We start from the raw sequence: 15,304 nt of genomic DNA, 5'->3' as shown, positions 1-15,304 counted from the left end.
CCTTATTGCGGGTTGTTTAAAAGGCATTTTTTTGCCACTGCCGGTTGCGCCATTACAATGCTCGTCATCTTCCTAATGAGCATAACGCTATGTCCGTGCATATCGCCTCTGCCGCGCGCCTGTTGAGCGACGCCCGTATCACTAACAGCACCGTCGACTGGCGCCATTTCTCGCTGCCCGACAGTACCGCCGCCTATGCGGTGCAGGACGCCGGCCTGCGCCAGTGGGGCCCCGTGGGCGGCTGGAAGGTCGGCCGTGGCGCCGATGGCCAGCCCTGCTGTGCGCCGTTGCCGCAAGCCGGCGTGCTGCCTTCGGGCGTGGTGCTGGACGGCCCGCAGTGGCGCATGCGCGGACTCGAGGCCGAACTGGCGCTGCGCGTCGCAGACGACTTCGATCCCGGCGCCGCGCTGCCCACCAGGCAAACCATGCTGAGGGTGTTCGACGCCATGTTGCCGGTGATCGAAGTGGTCGAGACCCGGCTGGCCAATCCACCCTGCACCAATCCGCTGGTGGGGCTGGCCGACCTGCTCAGTCATGGCGCCCTGGTGCTGGGGCCGGCGATTGCCTTCGAGGAAGCCGCCACCGACGTGCGCCGGATCACGGCCAGTGTCGCGCTCGATGGCCAGGAGGTGGCGCACATGACCGGCGCCAACCCGGCCGGCGACATCTGGCCGCTGCTGTCATGGCTGGCGCATCACTGCGCGCAGCGTGGCCTGCCATGGAAGAAAGGGCAGATCATCACCACCGGTTCGTGTACCGGCGTGCAGCACGCCCGCCCGGGCGCCCGGGTGCATGCGCAGTTGACGGGGCTGGGCGATGTGTACCTGAATTTTTCGGACTGATATGCCGGAAACTGGATCGATGTGCGCATTGTTTCATTCATGGTGAACATCTGTTCTGGCAAGGCGTGCCTGGCGTTGCGCAGGGGCGACGAATTGAGGTAAAGGTGCATAAAGTAAGGAACATGAAGTCGTTTATCAGAAAAAACCCGATAGACGTGTTGGCAGTCCTCCCCTAGAATTAATTGTATAAACAATTTCATCGGTGGCTCTCGGCGCCTGTGAACAACGGCACTGCTCAAGCAGCTGCCACATTCAATCGCAACAAATGGGGGTAGGTCATGCAATATTTCGCCATGCTTTATCGCAAGTTGGTCGATTACCTGAACGAGGGTGACCTCTCCACCGGTTCGCACCAGGGCCAGCCGCATAGCTGCAGTTGGTATTCTGGCCTGTCGCAGAGCACCGACCAGCATCGATCCTGATTTTTGCTGCAGCACACATTGAAACCGGCGCCTTTGAGGCGCCGGTTTCGTTTTGGACGAAAAAAAGGCCGCACAAGCTGTGCGGCCAAAGATACTACGACTTACCAGAGAGAGTAGGGCCGAAGCGCGTCAGTCGGGAATGACTGCCGTCGCGTCGACTTCGACCAGATATTCGGGACGGGCAAAGGCGGTCACGACGATGCCGGTCGACACCGGAAAGACGCCCTTGAGCCATTTGCCGACGACCTGATACACGTCTTCGCGGAAACGCGGGTCCGAGATGTAGATGGTGACCTTGCAGATATGCTCCAGCTTGCTGCCGGCTTCCTTGAGCAGCATGTCGATGTTCTGCATCGCCTGCTCGGTCTGGCCGCGCACGTCGCCGATGCAGACGCTTTCCGAAGTGTCCAGGTTCTGGCCGATCTGGCCGCGCAGGAACACCATGGTGCCGCGCGCCACCACAGCCTGGCACAGGTCGTTGTCGATGGTCTGCTCGGGGTAGGTTGCGCGCGTGTTGAATTTACGGATTCGGGTGTGGGCCATGTTTTTTCCGATGAGTGAGGGAGTCAGGTTTACTTCTTGTCGAAATAGCCGGCACGGATACTGGCGCCGATGAGATTGACGATCAGGCGGCCAGCGGTGACGCAGCTGATCATGCTGGCGTTGTCCTTGGCCGGCTGGATCTCGACGATATCCATGCCCACCACGCGGCCCTTCCTGACCAGACCATGGATCAGCTTGCGCGCCTGCAGGAAGGTGACGCCGCCGGGGGCCGGGCCATCGACGGCCGGCATCATGGCGCAATCGAGACCGTCGGCGTCGATCGTCAGGTAATAGTTGCCGCCATCGGGAATGCGCGCCAGTACCGCATCCATGCCGATGTCATGCAGTTCATAGGCGGTGACCAGGTCGGCGCCCCATTCCTTGGCGGCGCGGTAGTCGGCGGGACGGCCGCTGCCCTGGGCGCGCAGGCCGATCTGCACGATGTGCTTGATGAAGGGCAGCTCGGAGGCGCGACGGATCACGCTCGACAAGCCATCGCGCACGCCGTTGACTTCGTCGCGCCAGTCCAGGTGGGCGTCGATATGCACCAGCGTGACCGGGCCGACCTCGTCGAAACCGCGCAGCACGGGGTTGGTGATGCCGTGGTCGCCGCCCAGCACGATGGGCATGCCGCCGCCGCGCACGATCTGGCGCACCGCGATTTCGGCGCGCCGCTTGTGGTCGTCCGGACGGCTGAGGTCGGGCATGATGTCGCCGCAATCGACGAAGCGGATATCGTCCCGCTCCTGCAGCAACGGGCCATCGATATCGAAGTCGTAGTGGCTCGGATGGCGCACCATGCGATCCGACAGATCGCGCAGCGCCTGTGGCGCATTGGTCTGGTCGTTGCTGTACTGACGCGCGCTGTAGGCCGCACCGAAAGGCATGCCGAGCACGGCGATGTCGGCCTTGAGGTCGGTCATGTCGGTGACCAGCTCCGAATAGAGCAGGGTCTTGTGGCCGGTACGTGGCGGGATGGTGAGGGCTTCCATGACGGGCATCCTTTGAGGGCGATTCGAAGACTGGGACTGAGACTAAGTCGATGGCGGCGAGCACTGATGTCGCCGCTGTTGCAATGCACTGTAGCCAGTCGCCACCCGAATAAAAAATGATTCTTTTGGAGGTATAGTCTTGTTTTTCAAGACTTTTCCCACCGTCAATCAAAAGGACCATCATGGTGCGACTCGACCTGGATGAACGTGACCTGCGCTCGCTGCGGGTGTTCTGCAATGTGGCCGAGGCCGGCGGCTTTGCCGCCGCCGAGCGTTTGTTGCACATGTCCAAGGCATCGATCAGCCGTCACGTCAGGGAAGTCGAAGAACGCCTGGGCGTGCGCCTGTGCGAGCGCGGGCCGGCCGGGTTCCGCCTGACGCCGGAAGGCGAGGTGGCGGTCAAGCTGGCGACGGCGGCGCTGCGCTCGCTGGAGCGTATCCGGCCCGAGATCGATGCCGTGCACGGGGTGTTGTCGGGGCCGCTGGCGGTGGGGGTGGTCGAACATGCGCTGGGACACCCCGACTGCAAGTTGCCGCAGGCCATTGCCATGCTCAAGCGTCGCGCGCCCAATGTAGAGCCGCGCATCGAAGTGCTGGCATTTCCCGAATTGAACCAGGCGCTGCGCGAGCACCGGGTCGATATCGCCATCCGCGGCCGCTACCCGGGCGACGACGAATTCGACTATCTGCCGCTGTTTGCAGAAACGCATCGCATCTACGGGGCGGTGCGACGGGAACCCGGCAATAACGCCGAGCCCCGCAGCCGACGCGGCTTGCCGCTGGTCTACCGAGCTCACCCGTATGTCGATAGCGTGCTGGCCGATGGCGCCTACGAACGCGGGCCCGAGGCCGGCGGGCTGGAAGCCATCGCCTTGCTGGTCGCCACCGGCGACTACGTGGGCCTGCTGCCCAGCCATTATGTGCAACTGATCGGCAAGCGCTACGAGCTGCGCGTGCGGCGCGGCAGCCCCAGCTTTTCCCACCCCATCTGCGCCGTCACCGATCCGTCGCGGCCCTCGACCCATCGGGCCGATCTTTTTCTCAGCCTGTTGGACGAATTTCATCTGCGCAGCGCAATCGGGGCATAGCACGCCCAAATTGGGGCGCGCTCGTGCCTGAACGTACGTTATGGGGGCATGGCGTTGCCCGAGGGGTTGGTCCGGCCTCGGTTCGTTAGCCACGCGGTTGCATCGATAACCGCCATTTTTGTATCGTTTGTTTCAACCGGATCGCCAGGGTATTGCTGGGACGGCAGAACATCGCGGTGCGTCGTCGCGCCGTCGAAATGATTCATTTGTATCGTTTGCTGTTTCGATTGGCACATATGTTGCTGGGGAGGGGATGTCATCCCAGCCAGTGAAGCCACCGTGAACCAGCCCCAGTTGACCGACCTGATCAAGCAACGCTTCGACAGCCTGCCACGCCAGGTGCGTCTGGCGGCGGCCTTCGTGCTCGATAATCCGCACGAGGTGGCGGTGTTGTCGATGCGGGAACAGGCGCGCCTGATCGAAGTGCCGGCCTCGACCCTGACGCGCCTGGCCAAGGCGCTCGACCTGCCTGGCTATGACAGCATCCGCGACATCTTCAAGAGCAGCCTGCGCGAACGCGGCAACGGCTTCGGCTCGCGCGCGCAAGACCTGGTGGAATTGAACCAGCGCATCGGCGAAGAGGCGCTGGCGATGGAACTGGCCAGCAATGCCAGCGCCCAGATCCAGTCACTCTGCAGCGTCGACACCATGACGCCGGTGGTGCGTGCGGCGCGGCTGTTGTCGGGGGCGCGTGAAATCTTTTGCCTGGGCTTGCGCGGCTCGTTTCCGGTGGCGTTCCAGTTCGCCCACGTCAGCGAATACTTCGCCCGCAACGTCACGCTCATCGATGGCGCCGGCGAGAGCGGCATCATGAAGATCATGCACCAGCCGTCGTCGCGCGACGTGCTGCTGATCTGCAGCATGTCGCCGCACTCGCGCCGGGCCATGTCGATCGCCACCCATCTGCAGCAGGCGGGGGTGCGGCTGGTGGTCATTACCGACAGCGCCAGTTCGCCCCTGGCGCGGATTGCCGCCGAGACCATCCTGGTGCCCAACAAGGGCGCCTCGTTCTTCGACACCATGGTGCCGGCGTTCCTGATCGCCGAGATCCTGCTGGCGCTCACCGCCGCGACCTCGAAGGTCAACATCAGGTCGCACATCGCCGACACCGAAAAGAAGATGTGGGGCGTGGGCGAATGGTGGGGCATGCAGAGCGAACAGGCGCCGGCGCTGGAGCCGCGCGCCGGTGCGCCGGCCACATCCACGCAGTCGGCCACCCGGCGCAGCAGGCGCTGAATCGAATTCGCATCACACATTACCGGAGCGGCGCATGCCCGAGACATGCGACTGACAAAGCGCAAAGCGCACCTTATCTCGATCTTTGTCATCTCTCATAAAGGAACCTCCCATGAAACGCCGCCCGTTCATCGCATTGATCAGCTTCGCTGCCGCCCTGGCCTGTATTTCATCGGCCCACGCTGACGACCTGTATGGCACGATCATGGCGCGCAAGTCGATCCGCGTGGCGGTGCCCACCGACTACCCGCCTTACGGCTCGGTCAGCACCGACATGCAGCCACGCGGCCTGGACATCGACATGGCGACGCTGATCGGCAAGAAGCTGGGCGTCAAGGTCGAGCTGATCCCGGTCACCGCGCCCAACCGTATCGCCTACCTGCAGACCAACAAGGCCGACATCACCATCTCGTCGCTGGGCAAGACTGCCGAACGCGCCAAGGTGGTCGATTTCAGCATTGCCTATGCGCCGTTCTTCGATGCCGTGTTCGGCACCAAGAAAGTCAAGATCACCGGCTTTGAAGACCTGAAAGGCAAGACCATCTCGGTCACCCGCGGTTCGATGCAGGACCAGGAACTGGAGCAGATGGCCCCAGGCGCCAACGTCAAGCGCTTCGAAGACAACAATGCGACCCTGTCGGCGTTCCTGGCCGGCCAGACCCAGATGTTCGCCACCGGCACCACCGTGGCCGCTGCGCTGCAGAAGATGAATCCGGCGCTGGATATGGAGTTGAAGGTGATCCTGGCCAACGCGCCGTGCTATATCGCCATGCCCAAGGGCGAGTCGACGCTGCTGGCGAAGATCAACATGATCGTGCGCGAGGCGCGTACCGACGGCACCATCGACAAGCTGTCGCAGACCTGGCTGGGCGCGCCGGCCGGCACGCTGCCGGAGTGATGTTGGAGCACCCATCGAACGGCGCCATCGAACAGATGGCGCGCTGGGTGGCCGGCCTGACTGCCGGCGCGGTGCCGCAGATGGTCAATGACATCGCGCGCAATTGCCTCATCGACACGGTCGGCGTGATGGCCGCAGGCTCGGTCACCCCGGTGGCCGAGCGGGCGTTCGTGCTGGCGCAACTGTCGGGCGCCACCGGCGTATGCCGGGTGATCGGGCGGGCCGCTTCGCTCGACGTGCGCCAGGCGTGTTTCGTCAATGGCGTGGCAGCCCATGCGCTGGACTTCGATGACAACTGCTACGCCGGTTTCGTGCACGGCTCGGCTGTGATCGCGCCGGCCGCCGTAGCCATGGCGCAGCATCTCGACGCCAGCGGGCAGGACCTGTTGACGGCCTTCGTCGCCGGCGCCGAATGCGAATATGCGCTGGGCGCGGCCAGTCACAACGTGCTCTACGATCTGGGCTGGTGGACCACCGGCGTGCTGGGGCCGGTGGGCAGCTGTGCGGCAGCGGCCTGGCTGCTGCGCATGGATTGGCAGCGCACCGCCAGCGCGCTGGGCCTGGCGGTCGCCGGTGCGGCCGGCATCAAGGCCTGTTTCGGCACGGATGCCAAGCCGTTTCTGGCGGGACGGGCCAGCGAGGCCGGCGTCACGGCAGCCTTGATGGCCAGTATCGGCGCCAGTGGCCCGCATGACGCCTTCGAGCATCGCAACGGTTTTGCACGCTTGTTCAACGGCGGCGAGTTCGATGCGACGGGCTTCGATGCATTGGGGCAGCGCTGGTCGTTGCAGCAGCCCGGCATCGACGTCAAGCGGATTCCGGTCTGCCTGTCATCGCATGCTGCCGTCGATGCAGTGGCGCAGTTGCTGCAACAGCATGACATTGCTATCGACGATATCGCGCGCATCGTGTGCGATGTGCCGCCGATCGTCATCGCCAACCTGGTGCACGACGATCCGGTGTCACCGCAGCAGGCCCAGTTCAGCATGCCGTTTGCGATTGCGGCATCGCTGTTATATGGCACGCTGGAATTACGCCACCTGAATGTGGCGACGCTGGACGACCAGCGCCTGCGCACCCTGATGCGAAAAATCGGCATGACCAGCAGCAGCGCCTGGGATGATCCGCAGGTCCGGGCCGATGCGCCCGAAGGCGCGCGGGTCACGCTGACGCTGGTCGATGGGACCACGCTGGACGGCATGCGCGCCCATGCGCGTGGCGCCGCACGCGAGCCGCTCGGCGATGGCGAGATCGATCGCAAGTTCATGGCTTGCCTGGCCAACGCCGGCCTGGCGGCGTCTTCTGCCACCTGGCTGGCGCAGTGGCGTGCGCTCGAACACCAAGCTTCGGCGCGGGCGCTGCTGGCGTAATACTTTCTTAACGGCTGCCCAGTATGTGCGCGATGCGTTCCTCGTTGGAGGGATGACTCGACAGGTAGGGCGCTGGCTGCTGCCTGCCGGCGCTCATGCCGTCGAGCTTTTCGAACACGCTGGCCAGTTTCTGGCGCGGCAAGCCATTGGCGCTGAACATGGCGATGGCATAGTCGTCGGCCTCGCGTTCGAAGTCGCGCGAATACTTCATGTCCACCAGCACCGCCGGCACGCTCGCCAGCACCGCCGATACGTCGCCGAACAGCACGGTGGCCACCGCCCCCACGGCCGAACTCTGCAGCAGGCGCCGCATCAGGTGGCGCTGGTGCACATGACCCAGTTCATGCGCCATCACTCCCATCAGGGCGTCATCATCGTCGAGAAGATTGACCAGTTCGTCGGTGACCACGATGGTGCCGGAGGGCAGGGCAAAGGCATTGGGGCCGATGCGGCTCTTGCGAAACACGACCTCGTAGGCCGGGGCGTCGGGCACCGGCGTGGTGAGCGCGGTGAAGCGCGAGACGATGGCTTTTTGCCGGGATGGCGGCAGGGCGCTCGGCGCCAGCAGGTGCTGGTCAAGAAAATCCAGTGTGCCGCGTCCTACCTGGCGGTCAACGGACACCGGCAACGCCTGCGCCACCACCCCGGCGGCCAGCGGCAACAGGTAGAGGTAGCTCAGCGCCACCAGCATCACCAGCGCTGCCGTCGCCGCCAGCGTGGCGCGCCAGTTCTGCTGGATGCGCACCACCGTGGTGTCGCGATGGCCGGTGGCCTGCAACAGGGCGGAAAAATTCTCCGCATCGCGCACTTCGAGGTAGGCGCCGTCGGCAAAGCTGACCTTGCGCGCTGCCCGGTTGAAGCGCTCGGAGACCCGCAATTGATTGATCGGGCAACTGCGCTCGACTTCGCCGCTGACGACTGCCACGCCGTCATGCACGGCGAGTGTCACGGCGTGGCGACGTGAACTGCGACCGTCGAAATACCAGGCGGCAATGGGCGGCTGGCTCATAGGGAAAGGTCGAAGTCGAACAGGTCGGTGACGCCTTCGCCGGTGGCCGAGCCGGGCGGTTCGGTGCTGGCGACGAATTCATCCAGGTCGCTGGCCGGCAGCAGGCTCATCGATTCGATCCGGTAGCGCATCGCGCGGATCTTGGCGAAGGGCGTATACAGGCCCAGGGTGCAGGCGATGCCGATCACGTTGGTCAGCGCGATGAAGCACATGCGGCCCCAGTTCATATTGCTGGTGAAACGGTGCGGGCCCAGGCGGGTATTGTTCCAGATCAGGTTCTGCAGCAGCGTGAAAAACAGGGGAAGGATCAGGAACGACCAGGTGTAGAGGGCCAGGATCGTCAATACCAGCGATGCGCTCAACGCGCCCTGGGCCAGCGCCATCATGCTGCCGCTGAACGCCACCATGATGGCCACCATGCCGGCCAGCCAGATGCCGATGCCCAGCAGATAGGTCTTGTAGAAACCGCCGACGGTGGCGTGAAACGAGAAGTGGGTGGCGCCGAAGCGCGATTCGTTGTGCTGGAAGCGCTTGATGCGCTGGTGCACCATCGGCCACAACAGGCCCGACGTAAAGAACACCGTGACCGGCAAGAGCAGATAGTTGAAATAGGCGCCGCCGGCGCTGCCGCGCAGGCCGAAGCGGATGCCCCGATAGCTGGAGTTATAGAGCTTGAATTGCAGGCTGCGCCAGATCAGCCAGGGCGCCACCAGCCCCACGACCAGCATGCCGGCCAGGCCGATCACCGGGCTGATCTGGAATGCGCCATGGTATAGCACCAGCAACACCAGCGCGATGGCGCGTCCCTTGAGGATGGCCAGCGGCTTGCCGTGATAGTCGAAGCTGGTGCCGGCCACGGTGGTGTTGTCATAAAAATAACGCAGGCGCCGCACTTTGGCCCAGGCCGAGTAGATGCCCAGCGTGAGCACGGACAGCAGCAGGTTGACGATCCAGATACGGAAGTATTCAGAGCCGCGGCCACTGAAGACGAAGCGTTCTGCGGGCGGCGCATCTGGCGCGGGCATGGTGGTCGGGAAAGTGGGCGGCGCAGCATCGGGCTGGCGGTTCGAATCGAGGTGTTCGTTCATGACATCCGTTCAGGGAAATGGTGTTGGTCGAAGCTTCTTGCCGGCTAGGTGAGCGCAAGAATCGATTGCTCGCAGTAAAAAGTCAAGTCAAGCTCAGGCGTGGCCCGGCTTGTACGGGTGATGTATGGAACCGGGTCGTGTTTGTGTGCGGCGCAGCGCAGGACGCTCCTGCAGAGATGCACGCTTTGTGCGAACATGCTGCCCCAAGTGCAGTAGCTTTGCGTTGCATGCACCTGCCGCGCCAATCAAGAATTCCAATAATTCCCGACGTGATAACGGCTTCACCGCCGCTGTCACCGTCACTCAAGGAGCCTTAATGTCTCATCCATGGAACGCCGCCGCGATCGCCGAGAAGTTGGGCATCCCCGCCGCCGATCTGGCCGTTGAAACCATCAGCCACACCCTTGACGGCATCGAGTACGAAAACGTGCTGCTGTTCGATCGCACCAAGCCACCGGTGTCGGGCGTGCTGTCGGTGCCCAACTATTTCGGTATTCGCCAGCAGGCGCTCGAGATCGCTGCCACCACCATCGGTGGCGAGCATGCCATCTTCGTGGCCGATGTCTTCGGCAAGACCGTGCGTCCCACCACGGGCGACGATGCGTTGGCGGTGATCATCCCGCTGAAGCAGGATCGTGCCGAATTGCGCCGCCGCATGCATGCGGCGCTGGCGGCGTTTCGCCAGCAGCAGGCATTGCAGATCGATGCAGCCCAGGTCGGCGTCTGCGGCTTCTGCTTCGGCGGCACCGCCGCGCTCGAACTGGCGCGTGATGGCGCCGATGTTCGTGGCGCCGTCTCGTTGCACGGCGCACTCGATACGCCGTCGCCCGCCGCCAGCGCTTTCAAGGGCGCGGTGCTGGTGCTGCACGGTGTGCAGGACCCATCGGTGCCACGCGAGCAGGTCAATGGCTTCATCGATGAAGTCAGCGCCGCCGGCATCGACTGGCAACTGATCAATTATGGTCAGGCGGGCCATTCGTTCACGGACCCCGATGCCAACAACCCCGGCTTCTTCTATCACCGCCAGACCGCCGAGCGCGCTGCGCTGGCGCTGCAGGACTTCTTCGGTGAAGTATTGAATTAAAGGTTTCAGGCTGGCACGAGGGATAGCCTCGTGCGGCTGGCTCGTAATAGTTCGATGTAAAACCAGTTGTTCTTCGTTAAAAACGGGTGCGATCCAGGTCGCCCGGTATCTTGCCGCGTTTTGACAAAAAGCATTTCCGGTCTGCACCGATGCCTGATGGTATCGGTGCAGACCGATTGCAACATATAAGAGGCACGCGCTGCGAACGGTGGTCAGCCATGTGACCCCAGGTTCGCCTAGTGCCCACAGCAGTACCCTCAACCACAGCCCAAAGGAAAGTCCATGTCACAAGACAAAGAGCCGAGGCGGCGCTTCTTGCGCCAGGTATTGGCAATCGTCCCAGCAGCCTCAACGCTAGGTGGAGCCAGCGCAGTAGCCGTCAGCCAGGCAGCGCTCGCCGATTCGTCCGAACCCGGCAAGCCACGTGCCTATACCCCCACCTTCTTCACTGCGGCCGAATGGGCATTCATCAATGCCGCAGTCGATCCCCTGATCCCCTCCGACCAGTATGGCGCCGGCGCACTCGAGACCGGTGTGCCCGAATTCATCGATCGCCAGATGGAAACCCCGTACGGCGCGGGCAAGCTCTGGTACATGCAGGGACCGTTCCACACCGACCGCGTGCCTGAACTGGGCTACCAGCTGTCGCTGGTGCCACGCGATATCTATCGCCAGGGCATCGCCGCCGTCAATACATGGTGTCAGAAGACCCACGGCAAGGTGTTCGCCGAACTCGACAAGAAGACCCAGGTCGAGGTGCTCAAGCAACTCGAAGGCGGCAAGATCGAACTCGACGCATTGCCGGCCAAGACCTTCTTCAGCTTCATGCTGGGCAACGTGAAGGAAGGCTACTTCGCCGACCCGATGTACGGCGGCAACCAGAAGATGGGCGGCTGGAAGATGGTTGGCTTCCCCGGCGCGCGCGCCGACTTTGCTGACTGGGTTGACCAGTACAACGTGAAATATCCATACGGCCCTGTGTCGATTCTGGGAGAGAAGGGCTGATCATGGCGATTAAAAAAGACAAAGTGGATGTAGTGATGGTGGGCCTGGGCTGGACCGGCTCGATCATGGGCATGGAACTGACCGAAGCCGGCCTGAACGTGCTGGCGCTGGAACGCGGCGACATGCGCGACACCAACGCCGACACGCCTTACCCCAAGGCCGTCGACGAACTCAAGTATTCGGTGCGCGGCGCGCTGTTCCAGGATCTGTCACGCGAGACCGTGACGATTCGCTATGGCGTGGCCGATGTCGCCGTGCCGTATCGCCAGCATGGATCGTTCCTGCTGGGCGACGGTGTCGGTGGCGCCGGTTTCCACTGGAACGGCATGATGTACCGCAACCTGCCCGAAGAGCTCGAGATGCGTTCGCACCACGAGCGCCGCTACGGCAAGAAGTTCATCCCCGAAGACATGACCATCCAGGATCACGGCGTGACCTATGCCGAACTGGAACCGTTCTACGATTTCTCGGAAAAAGTGATGGCGGTGTCCGGCAAGGCTGGCAACCTCAATGGCAAGATCGTGGCCGGCGGCAATCCGCTGGAAGGCGCCCGCACCAGCGAGTTTCCGACCCCGCCGCTGCAGTACCAGTACAGCGCTTCGCTGGTCGAGAAGGCCATGCGCGATGTCGGCTACCACCCCTATCCGGCGCCTGCGGCCAATGCCTCGGCGCCATTCACCAATCCGTATGGCGTGCGCATCGGCCCCTGTAACTACTGCGGCTTCTGTGAAAACTACGGTTGCTACATGTACTCCAAGGCGTCGCCGCAGACCACCATCCTGCCGGTGCTGCTCAAGCGCAAGAATTTCGAGGTGCGCACCAAGGCGCAGGTGATCAAGGTCAACCTGGACGCTTCCGGCAAGCGCGCCACCGGCGTGACCTACATCGATGCGCAAGGGCGCGAGGTCGAGCAACCGGCCGACCTGGTGCTGCTGACCGCATTCCAGACGCACAACGTGCGCCTGCTGCTGCTGTCGGGCATCGGCAAGCCGTATGACCCGGTCAGCGGCGAAGGCGTGGTGGGCAAGAACTTCGCCTACCAGTACAACGGCGGCATCAACGTGGTCATGCCCAAGGGCACCCAGTTCAACCCGTTCATCGGCACCGGCGCCGGCGGCGTCGGCATGGATGACTTGAACGCCGACCAGTTCGACCACGGTCCGCTGGGCTTCATCGGCGGCGCGTCGATCCGTCACGTGCGCTACGGTGGTCGTCCCATCAAGCAGGCCGGCACCATGCCGGGCGAGAAGGTACCCAACTGGGGTTCGGAGTGGAAGGGCAGCGTGCAGGACGCCTATCAGCGCACCCTGACCATCGGCATGTCGGGTTCGGTCATGGCCTACCGTGACTGCTACCTGTCGCTCGATCCGACCTACAAGGACGCCAACGGCCAGCCGCTGCTGCGCATGACGCTGAACTGGAAGGAAAACGAAGGCAAGATGCTGACCTACATCGGCGACCAGATGGAAAAGGTCGGCCATGCGATGAATCCGGAAAAGGTGGTCAAGGCGGTGCGCAAGACCGGCTCGTCGTGGGACACCCGCGTGTACCAGTCGACCCACCTGACCGGCGGCGCGATCATGGGCACCACGCCCAAGAACAGCGTGGTCAATCGCTACCTGCAAAGCTGGGATGTGCCCAACGTGTTCGTCTACGGCGCCTCGGCGTTCCCGCAGAACATGGGCTACAACCCGACCGGCCTGGTCACGGCACTGGCTTACTTCTCGGCCAAGGCGATCCGTGAGCAGTATCTGAAGAACCCAGGTCCGCTGGTCCAGGCATAAGGATAAGAACATGATCAAGCACTATTTCATCGCCGCCTGCGCGGCAGTCATGACCCTGTCCGCGGCCGTTAGCTCGGCCCAGAATGTCGATGCGCAGCTGGTCAAGCGTGGCGAATACCTGGCCAAGGCCGGCGACTGCGTCGCCTGTCATACCGCCAAGGGTGGCAAGCCCTTCGCGGGTGGCTTGCCGATCGCCACGCCCATCGGCACCGTGTATTCGTCCAACATCACGCCCGACAAGGAACATGGGCTGGGCAACTACAGCGAGGCAGAGTTCGACCAGGCATTGCGTCACGGCATCCGCAAGGATGGCGCTTCGCTGTACCCGGCCATGCCATATCCGTCGTATGCCAAGGTCAAGCCGGCCGATGTGAAGGCGCTGTATGCGTACTTCATGAATGGCGTGAAGGCCGAGCCTGTGCCTAACCGCAATGTCGATATCGTCTGGCCGCTGTCGATGCGCTGGCCGCTGTCGATCTGGCGCAAGGTGTTTGCGCCGGGCGTGGCAGTCGACGGTGCTGACGACAACAGCCCGATCGTGCGGGGCCGTTATCTGGTGGAAGGCCTGGGCCATTGCGGCGCTTGCCACACACCACGCGGCGTGGGCATGCAAGAGAAGGCGCTGAGCGACGACAGCACGCAGTTCCTGTCGGGCGGCGTGATCGATGGCTACCTGGCCAGCAACTTGCGCGCCGATCCACGCGATGGCCTGGGCACCTGGAGCGAGGCGGATATCGTGGCCTTCCTCAAGACCGGTCGCAACAGCCATTCGGCCGCCTTTGGCGGGATGGCCGATGTGGTCGCCAACAGCACCCAGCATCTCAGTGACGAAGACTTGACGGCGATCGCCAAGTACCTGAAGTCGCTGGCGCCGGTCAAGTCTGGCGTGGCGCCGCTGGCCTACGACGACAAGACGCACCAGGCATTGCGAAAGGGCAGCGACCAGAGCAACGGCGCGATGACCTTCCTCAACAACTGCGCGGCGTGCCACCGCTCCAGCGGCAAGGGTTACGAAGAGACCTTCCCGGTGCTGGCGTTGTCGCCGACGGTCAATGCGGAGAACCCGGCATCGTTGATCCGCATCGTGCTCGAAGGGGCCGAGATGCCGTGGACCCAGACCGCACCGACGCAGTTCGCGATGCCGGCTTTCGGTGCACGCCTGTCGGACCAGGAAGTGGCCGACGTGGTGACCTTCATCCGCAGCAGCTGGGGCAATAGCGCCGGCGCCGTGAAGGCGGACGAAGTGGCCAAGGTACGCAAGACCTTGCCGCCGAAGACCAGCGTGGAAATCGGCAGCGCGCCGGTAGCCAAGCAGTAGGCCTGACGCATCAAGGCAGTAGCGCAATGCGGTCACCCGGAAATGGGTGGCCGCATTTTTTATGTGCGTGCACGATCCCCGGACTGGCGCAGGATTGACGAGCTGTCGCAGTCACTGATGCGGCAGTTGGCAAGATACGATGCGGTAGCTAGCGAAGGGGGGGCGTGCCAATTCATTAATCCGTCATAAAACACGATCACCGAACATAAAGATAATTCGATAGTTCGAACATCGACGATGCCTTGATTCTGCAATGTCTCCTAAAGTGGTCGTGCCGTCTGGTGTGATACCGGATCGGTCTACTTCACCTAGGAGAACTCCCATGACTGCTGGCCGGCTCAACTTCAACATGTTGTGCGACTACGCCACGCCCGAGAAGAATTCGGCGCTCGAATTTCACATGGAACTTCCGGTACCGCACCAGGACTTGCGCCAGATCGGCGAGTGGCTGGAGATGCGTGACTGGGCGGAGGTCGAACGTTACCTGGGCGACAAGTACCCGCGTCATCGGGTATTGATCGGTACCTGGCTGCGTGGCAGTCGCTTGCGCAGCGAAGACGTGTCGCCCCGGATCAACCTGTTGCGCTGAGCGTCGATACCTTTCTTCTCACGTCAGCCCGGGCGT

Annotated in this window: 15 protein-coding genes; 11 read left to right on the top strand and 4 right to left on the bottom strand. The window is 63.1% G+C overall.

What is annotated here, in order from left to right; genetic code table 11:
• Positions 1-89: 89 nt before the first annotated feature.
• Positions 90-842 (top strand): 2-keto-4-pentenoate hydratase, encoded by a 753-nt coding sequence (locus tag LBW87_RS03650; RefSeq protein WP_225200061.1) that lies wholly within the window; start codon positions 90-92, stop codon positions 840-842.
• Positions 843-1,120: 278 nt separating this feature from the next.
• Positions 1,121-1,264, top strand: a complete 144-nt coding sequence (locus LBW87_RS03645) for a hypothetical protein (protein ID WP_225200060.1) — start codon at positions 1,121-1,123, stop codon at positions 1,262-1,264.
• A gap of 129 nt (positions 1,265-1,393) precedes the next feature.
• Here LBW87_RS03645 and LBW87_RS03640 read toward each other — a convergent pair whose 3' ends face one another.
• Both LBW87_RS03640 and LBW87_RS03635 read right to left on the bottom strand, forming a co-directional pair.
• Positions 1,394-1,807, bottom strand: coding sequence for a RidA family protein (locus LBW87_RS03640; RefSeq protein ID WP_225200059.1), 414 nt, complete (start codon positions 1,805-1,807; stop codon positions 1,394-1,396).
• A gap of 29 nt (positions 1,808-1,836) precedes the next feature.
• Positions 1,837-2,799 carry an agmatinase gene (locus LBW87_RS03635; RefSeq protein ID WP_225200058.1) on the bottom strand — a complete coding sequence of 321 codons (963 nt, stop codon included), beginning with the start codon at positions 2,797-2,799 and terminating at the stop codon, positions 1,837-1,839.
• Positions 2,800-2,981: 182 nt separating this feature from the next.
• On the opposite strand from LBW87_RS03635, the gene LBW87_RS03630 reads away from it, so the two are divergent.
• The 4 genes from LBW87_RS03630 to LBW87_RS03615 all read left to right on the top strand — a co-directional run bounded on the left by LBW87_RS03630 (position 2,982) and on the right by LBW87_RS03615 (position 7,391).
• On the top strand, positions 2,982-3,887 hold the full coding sequence (locus LBW87_RS03630; RefSeq protein ID WP_225200057.1) for a LysR family transcriptional regulator: 906 nt from the start codon (positions 2,982-2,984) through the stop codon (positions 3,885-3,887).
• A gap of 279 nt (positions 3,888-4,166) precedes the next feature.
• A complete protein-coding gene (locus LBW87_RS03625) occupies positions 4,167-5,123 on the top strand; it encodes a MurR/RpiR family transcriptional regulator (RefSeq protein ID WP_225200056.1) in 957 nt (318 codons plus the stop codon).
• Between the two features lie 112 nt (positions 5,124-5,235).
• Complete coding sequence (locus LBW87_RS03620) at positions 5,236-6,021, top strand: transporter substrate-binding domain-containing protein (protein WP_225200055.1); 786 nt, start codon at positions 5,236-5,238, stop codon at positions 6,019-6,021.
• Positions 6,021-7,391 (top strand): MmgE/PrpD family protein, encoded by a 1,371-nt coding sequence (locus tag LBW87_RS03615; protein WP_225200054.1) that lies wholly within the window; start codon positions 6,021-6,023, stop codon positions 7,389-7,391. The genes LBW87_RS03620 and LBW87_RS03615 overlap by 1 nt, the downstream gene beginning before the upstream one ends.
• Before the next feature lie 7 nt (positions 7,392-7,398).
• On the opposite strand, the gene LBW87_RS03610 is transcribed toward LBW87_RS03615, so the two are convergent.
• The gene (locus LBW87_RS03610) at positions 7,399-8,400 is read right to left on the bottom strand and encodes a M48 family metallopeptidase (protein WP_225200053.1); all 1,002 of its coding nucleotides are present in this window, start codon (positions 8,398-8,400) and stop codon (positions 7,399-7,401) included.
• On the bottom strand, positions 8,397-9,488 hold the full coding sequence (locus LBW87_RS03605; protein ID WP_225200052.1) for a YjgN family protein: 1,092 nt from the start codon (positions 9,486-9,488) through the stop codon (positions 8,397-8,399). The genes LBW87_RS03610 and LBW87_RS03605 overlap by 4 nt, the downstream gene beginning before the upstream one ends.
• Positions 9,489-9,804: 316 nt before the next feature.
• On the opposite strand from LBW87_RS03605, the gene LBW87_RS03600 reads away from it, so the two are divergent.
• The 5 genes from LBW87_RS03600 to LBW87_RS03580 all read left to right on the top strand — a co-directional run bounded on the left by LBW87_RS03600 (position 9,805) and on the right by LBW87_RS03580 (position 15,268).
• Positions 9,805-10,572 (top strand): dienelactone hydrolase family protein, encoded by a 768-nt coding sequence (locus LBW87_RS03600; RefSeq protein WP_225200051.1) that lies wholly within the window; start codon positions 9,805-9,807, stop codon positions 10,570-10,572.
• 282 nt (positions 10,573-10,854) lie between these two features.
• The gene (locus tag LBW87_RS03595; protein WP_225200050.1) at positions 10,855-11,577 is read left to right on the top strand and encodes a gluconate 2-dehydrogenase subunit 3 family protein; all 723 of its coding nucleotides are present in this window, start codon (positions 10,855-10,857) and stop codon (positions 11,575-11,577) included.
• Positions 11,578-11,579: 2 nt separating this feature from the next.
• On the top strand, positions 11,580-13,361 hold the full coding sequence (locus tag LBW87_RS03590; RefSeq protein WP_225200049.1) for a GMC family oxidoreductase: 1,782 nt from the start codon (positions 11,580-11,582) through the stop codon (positions 13,359-13,361).
• A gap of 10 nt (positions 13,362-13,371) precedes the next feature.
• Positions 13,372-14,679, top strand: coding sequence for a c-type cytochrome (locus tag LBW87_RS03585; RefSeq protein WP_225200048.1), 1,308 nt, complete (start codon positions 13,372-13,374; stop codon positions 14,677-14,679).
• 322 nt (positions 14,680-15,001) lie between these two features.
• The gene (locus LBW87_RS03580) at positions 15,002-15,268 is read left to right on the top strand and encodes a hypothetical protein (protein WP_225200047.1); all 267 of its coding nucleotides are present in this window, start codon (positions 15,002-15,004) and stop codon (positions 15,266-15,268) included.
• Positions 15,269-15,304 lie beyond the last annotated feature (36 nt).

This window comes from Herbaspirillum sp. alder98, assembly GCF_020179755.1.
GTDB lineage: Bacteria > Pseudomonadota > Gammaproteobacteria > Burkholderiales > Burkholderiaceae_D > Herbaspirillum.
Note: the sequence above shows the minus strand (reverse complement) of the source record. Positions and strands in the feature narration are given on the sequence as shown.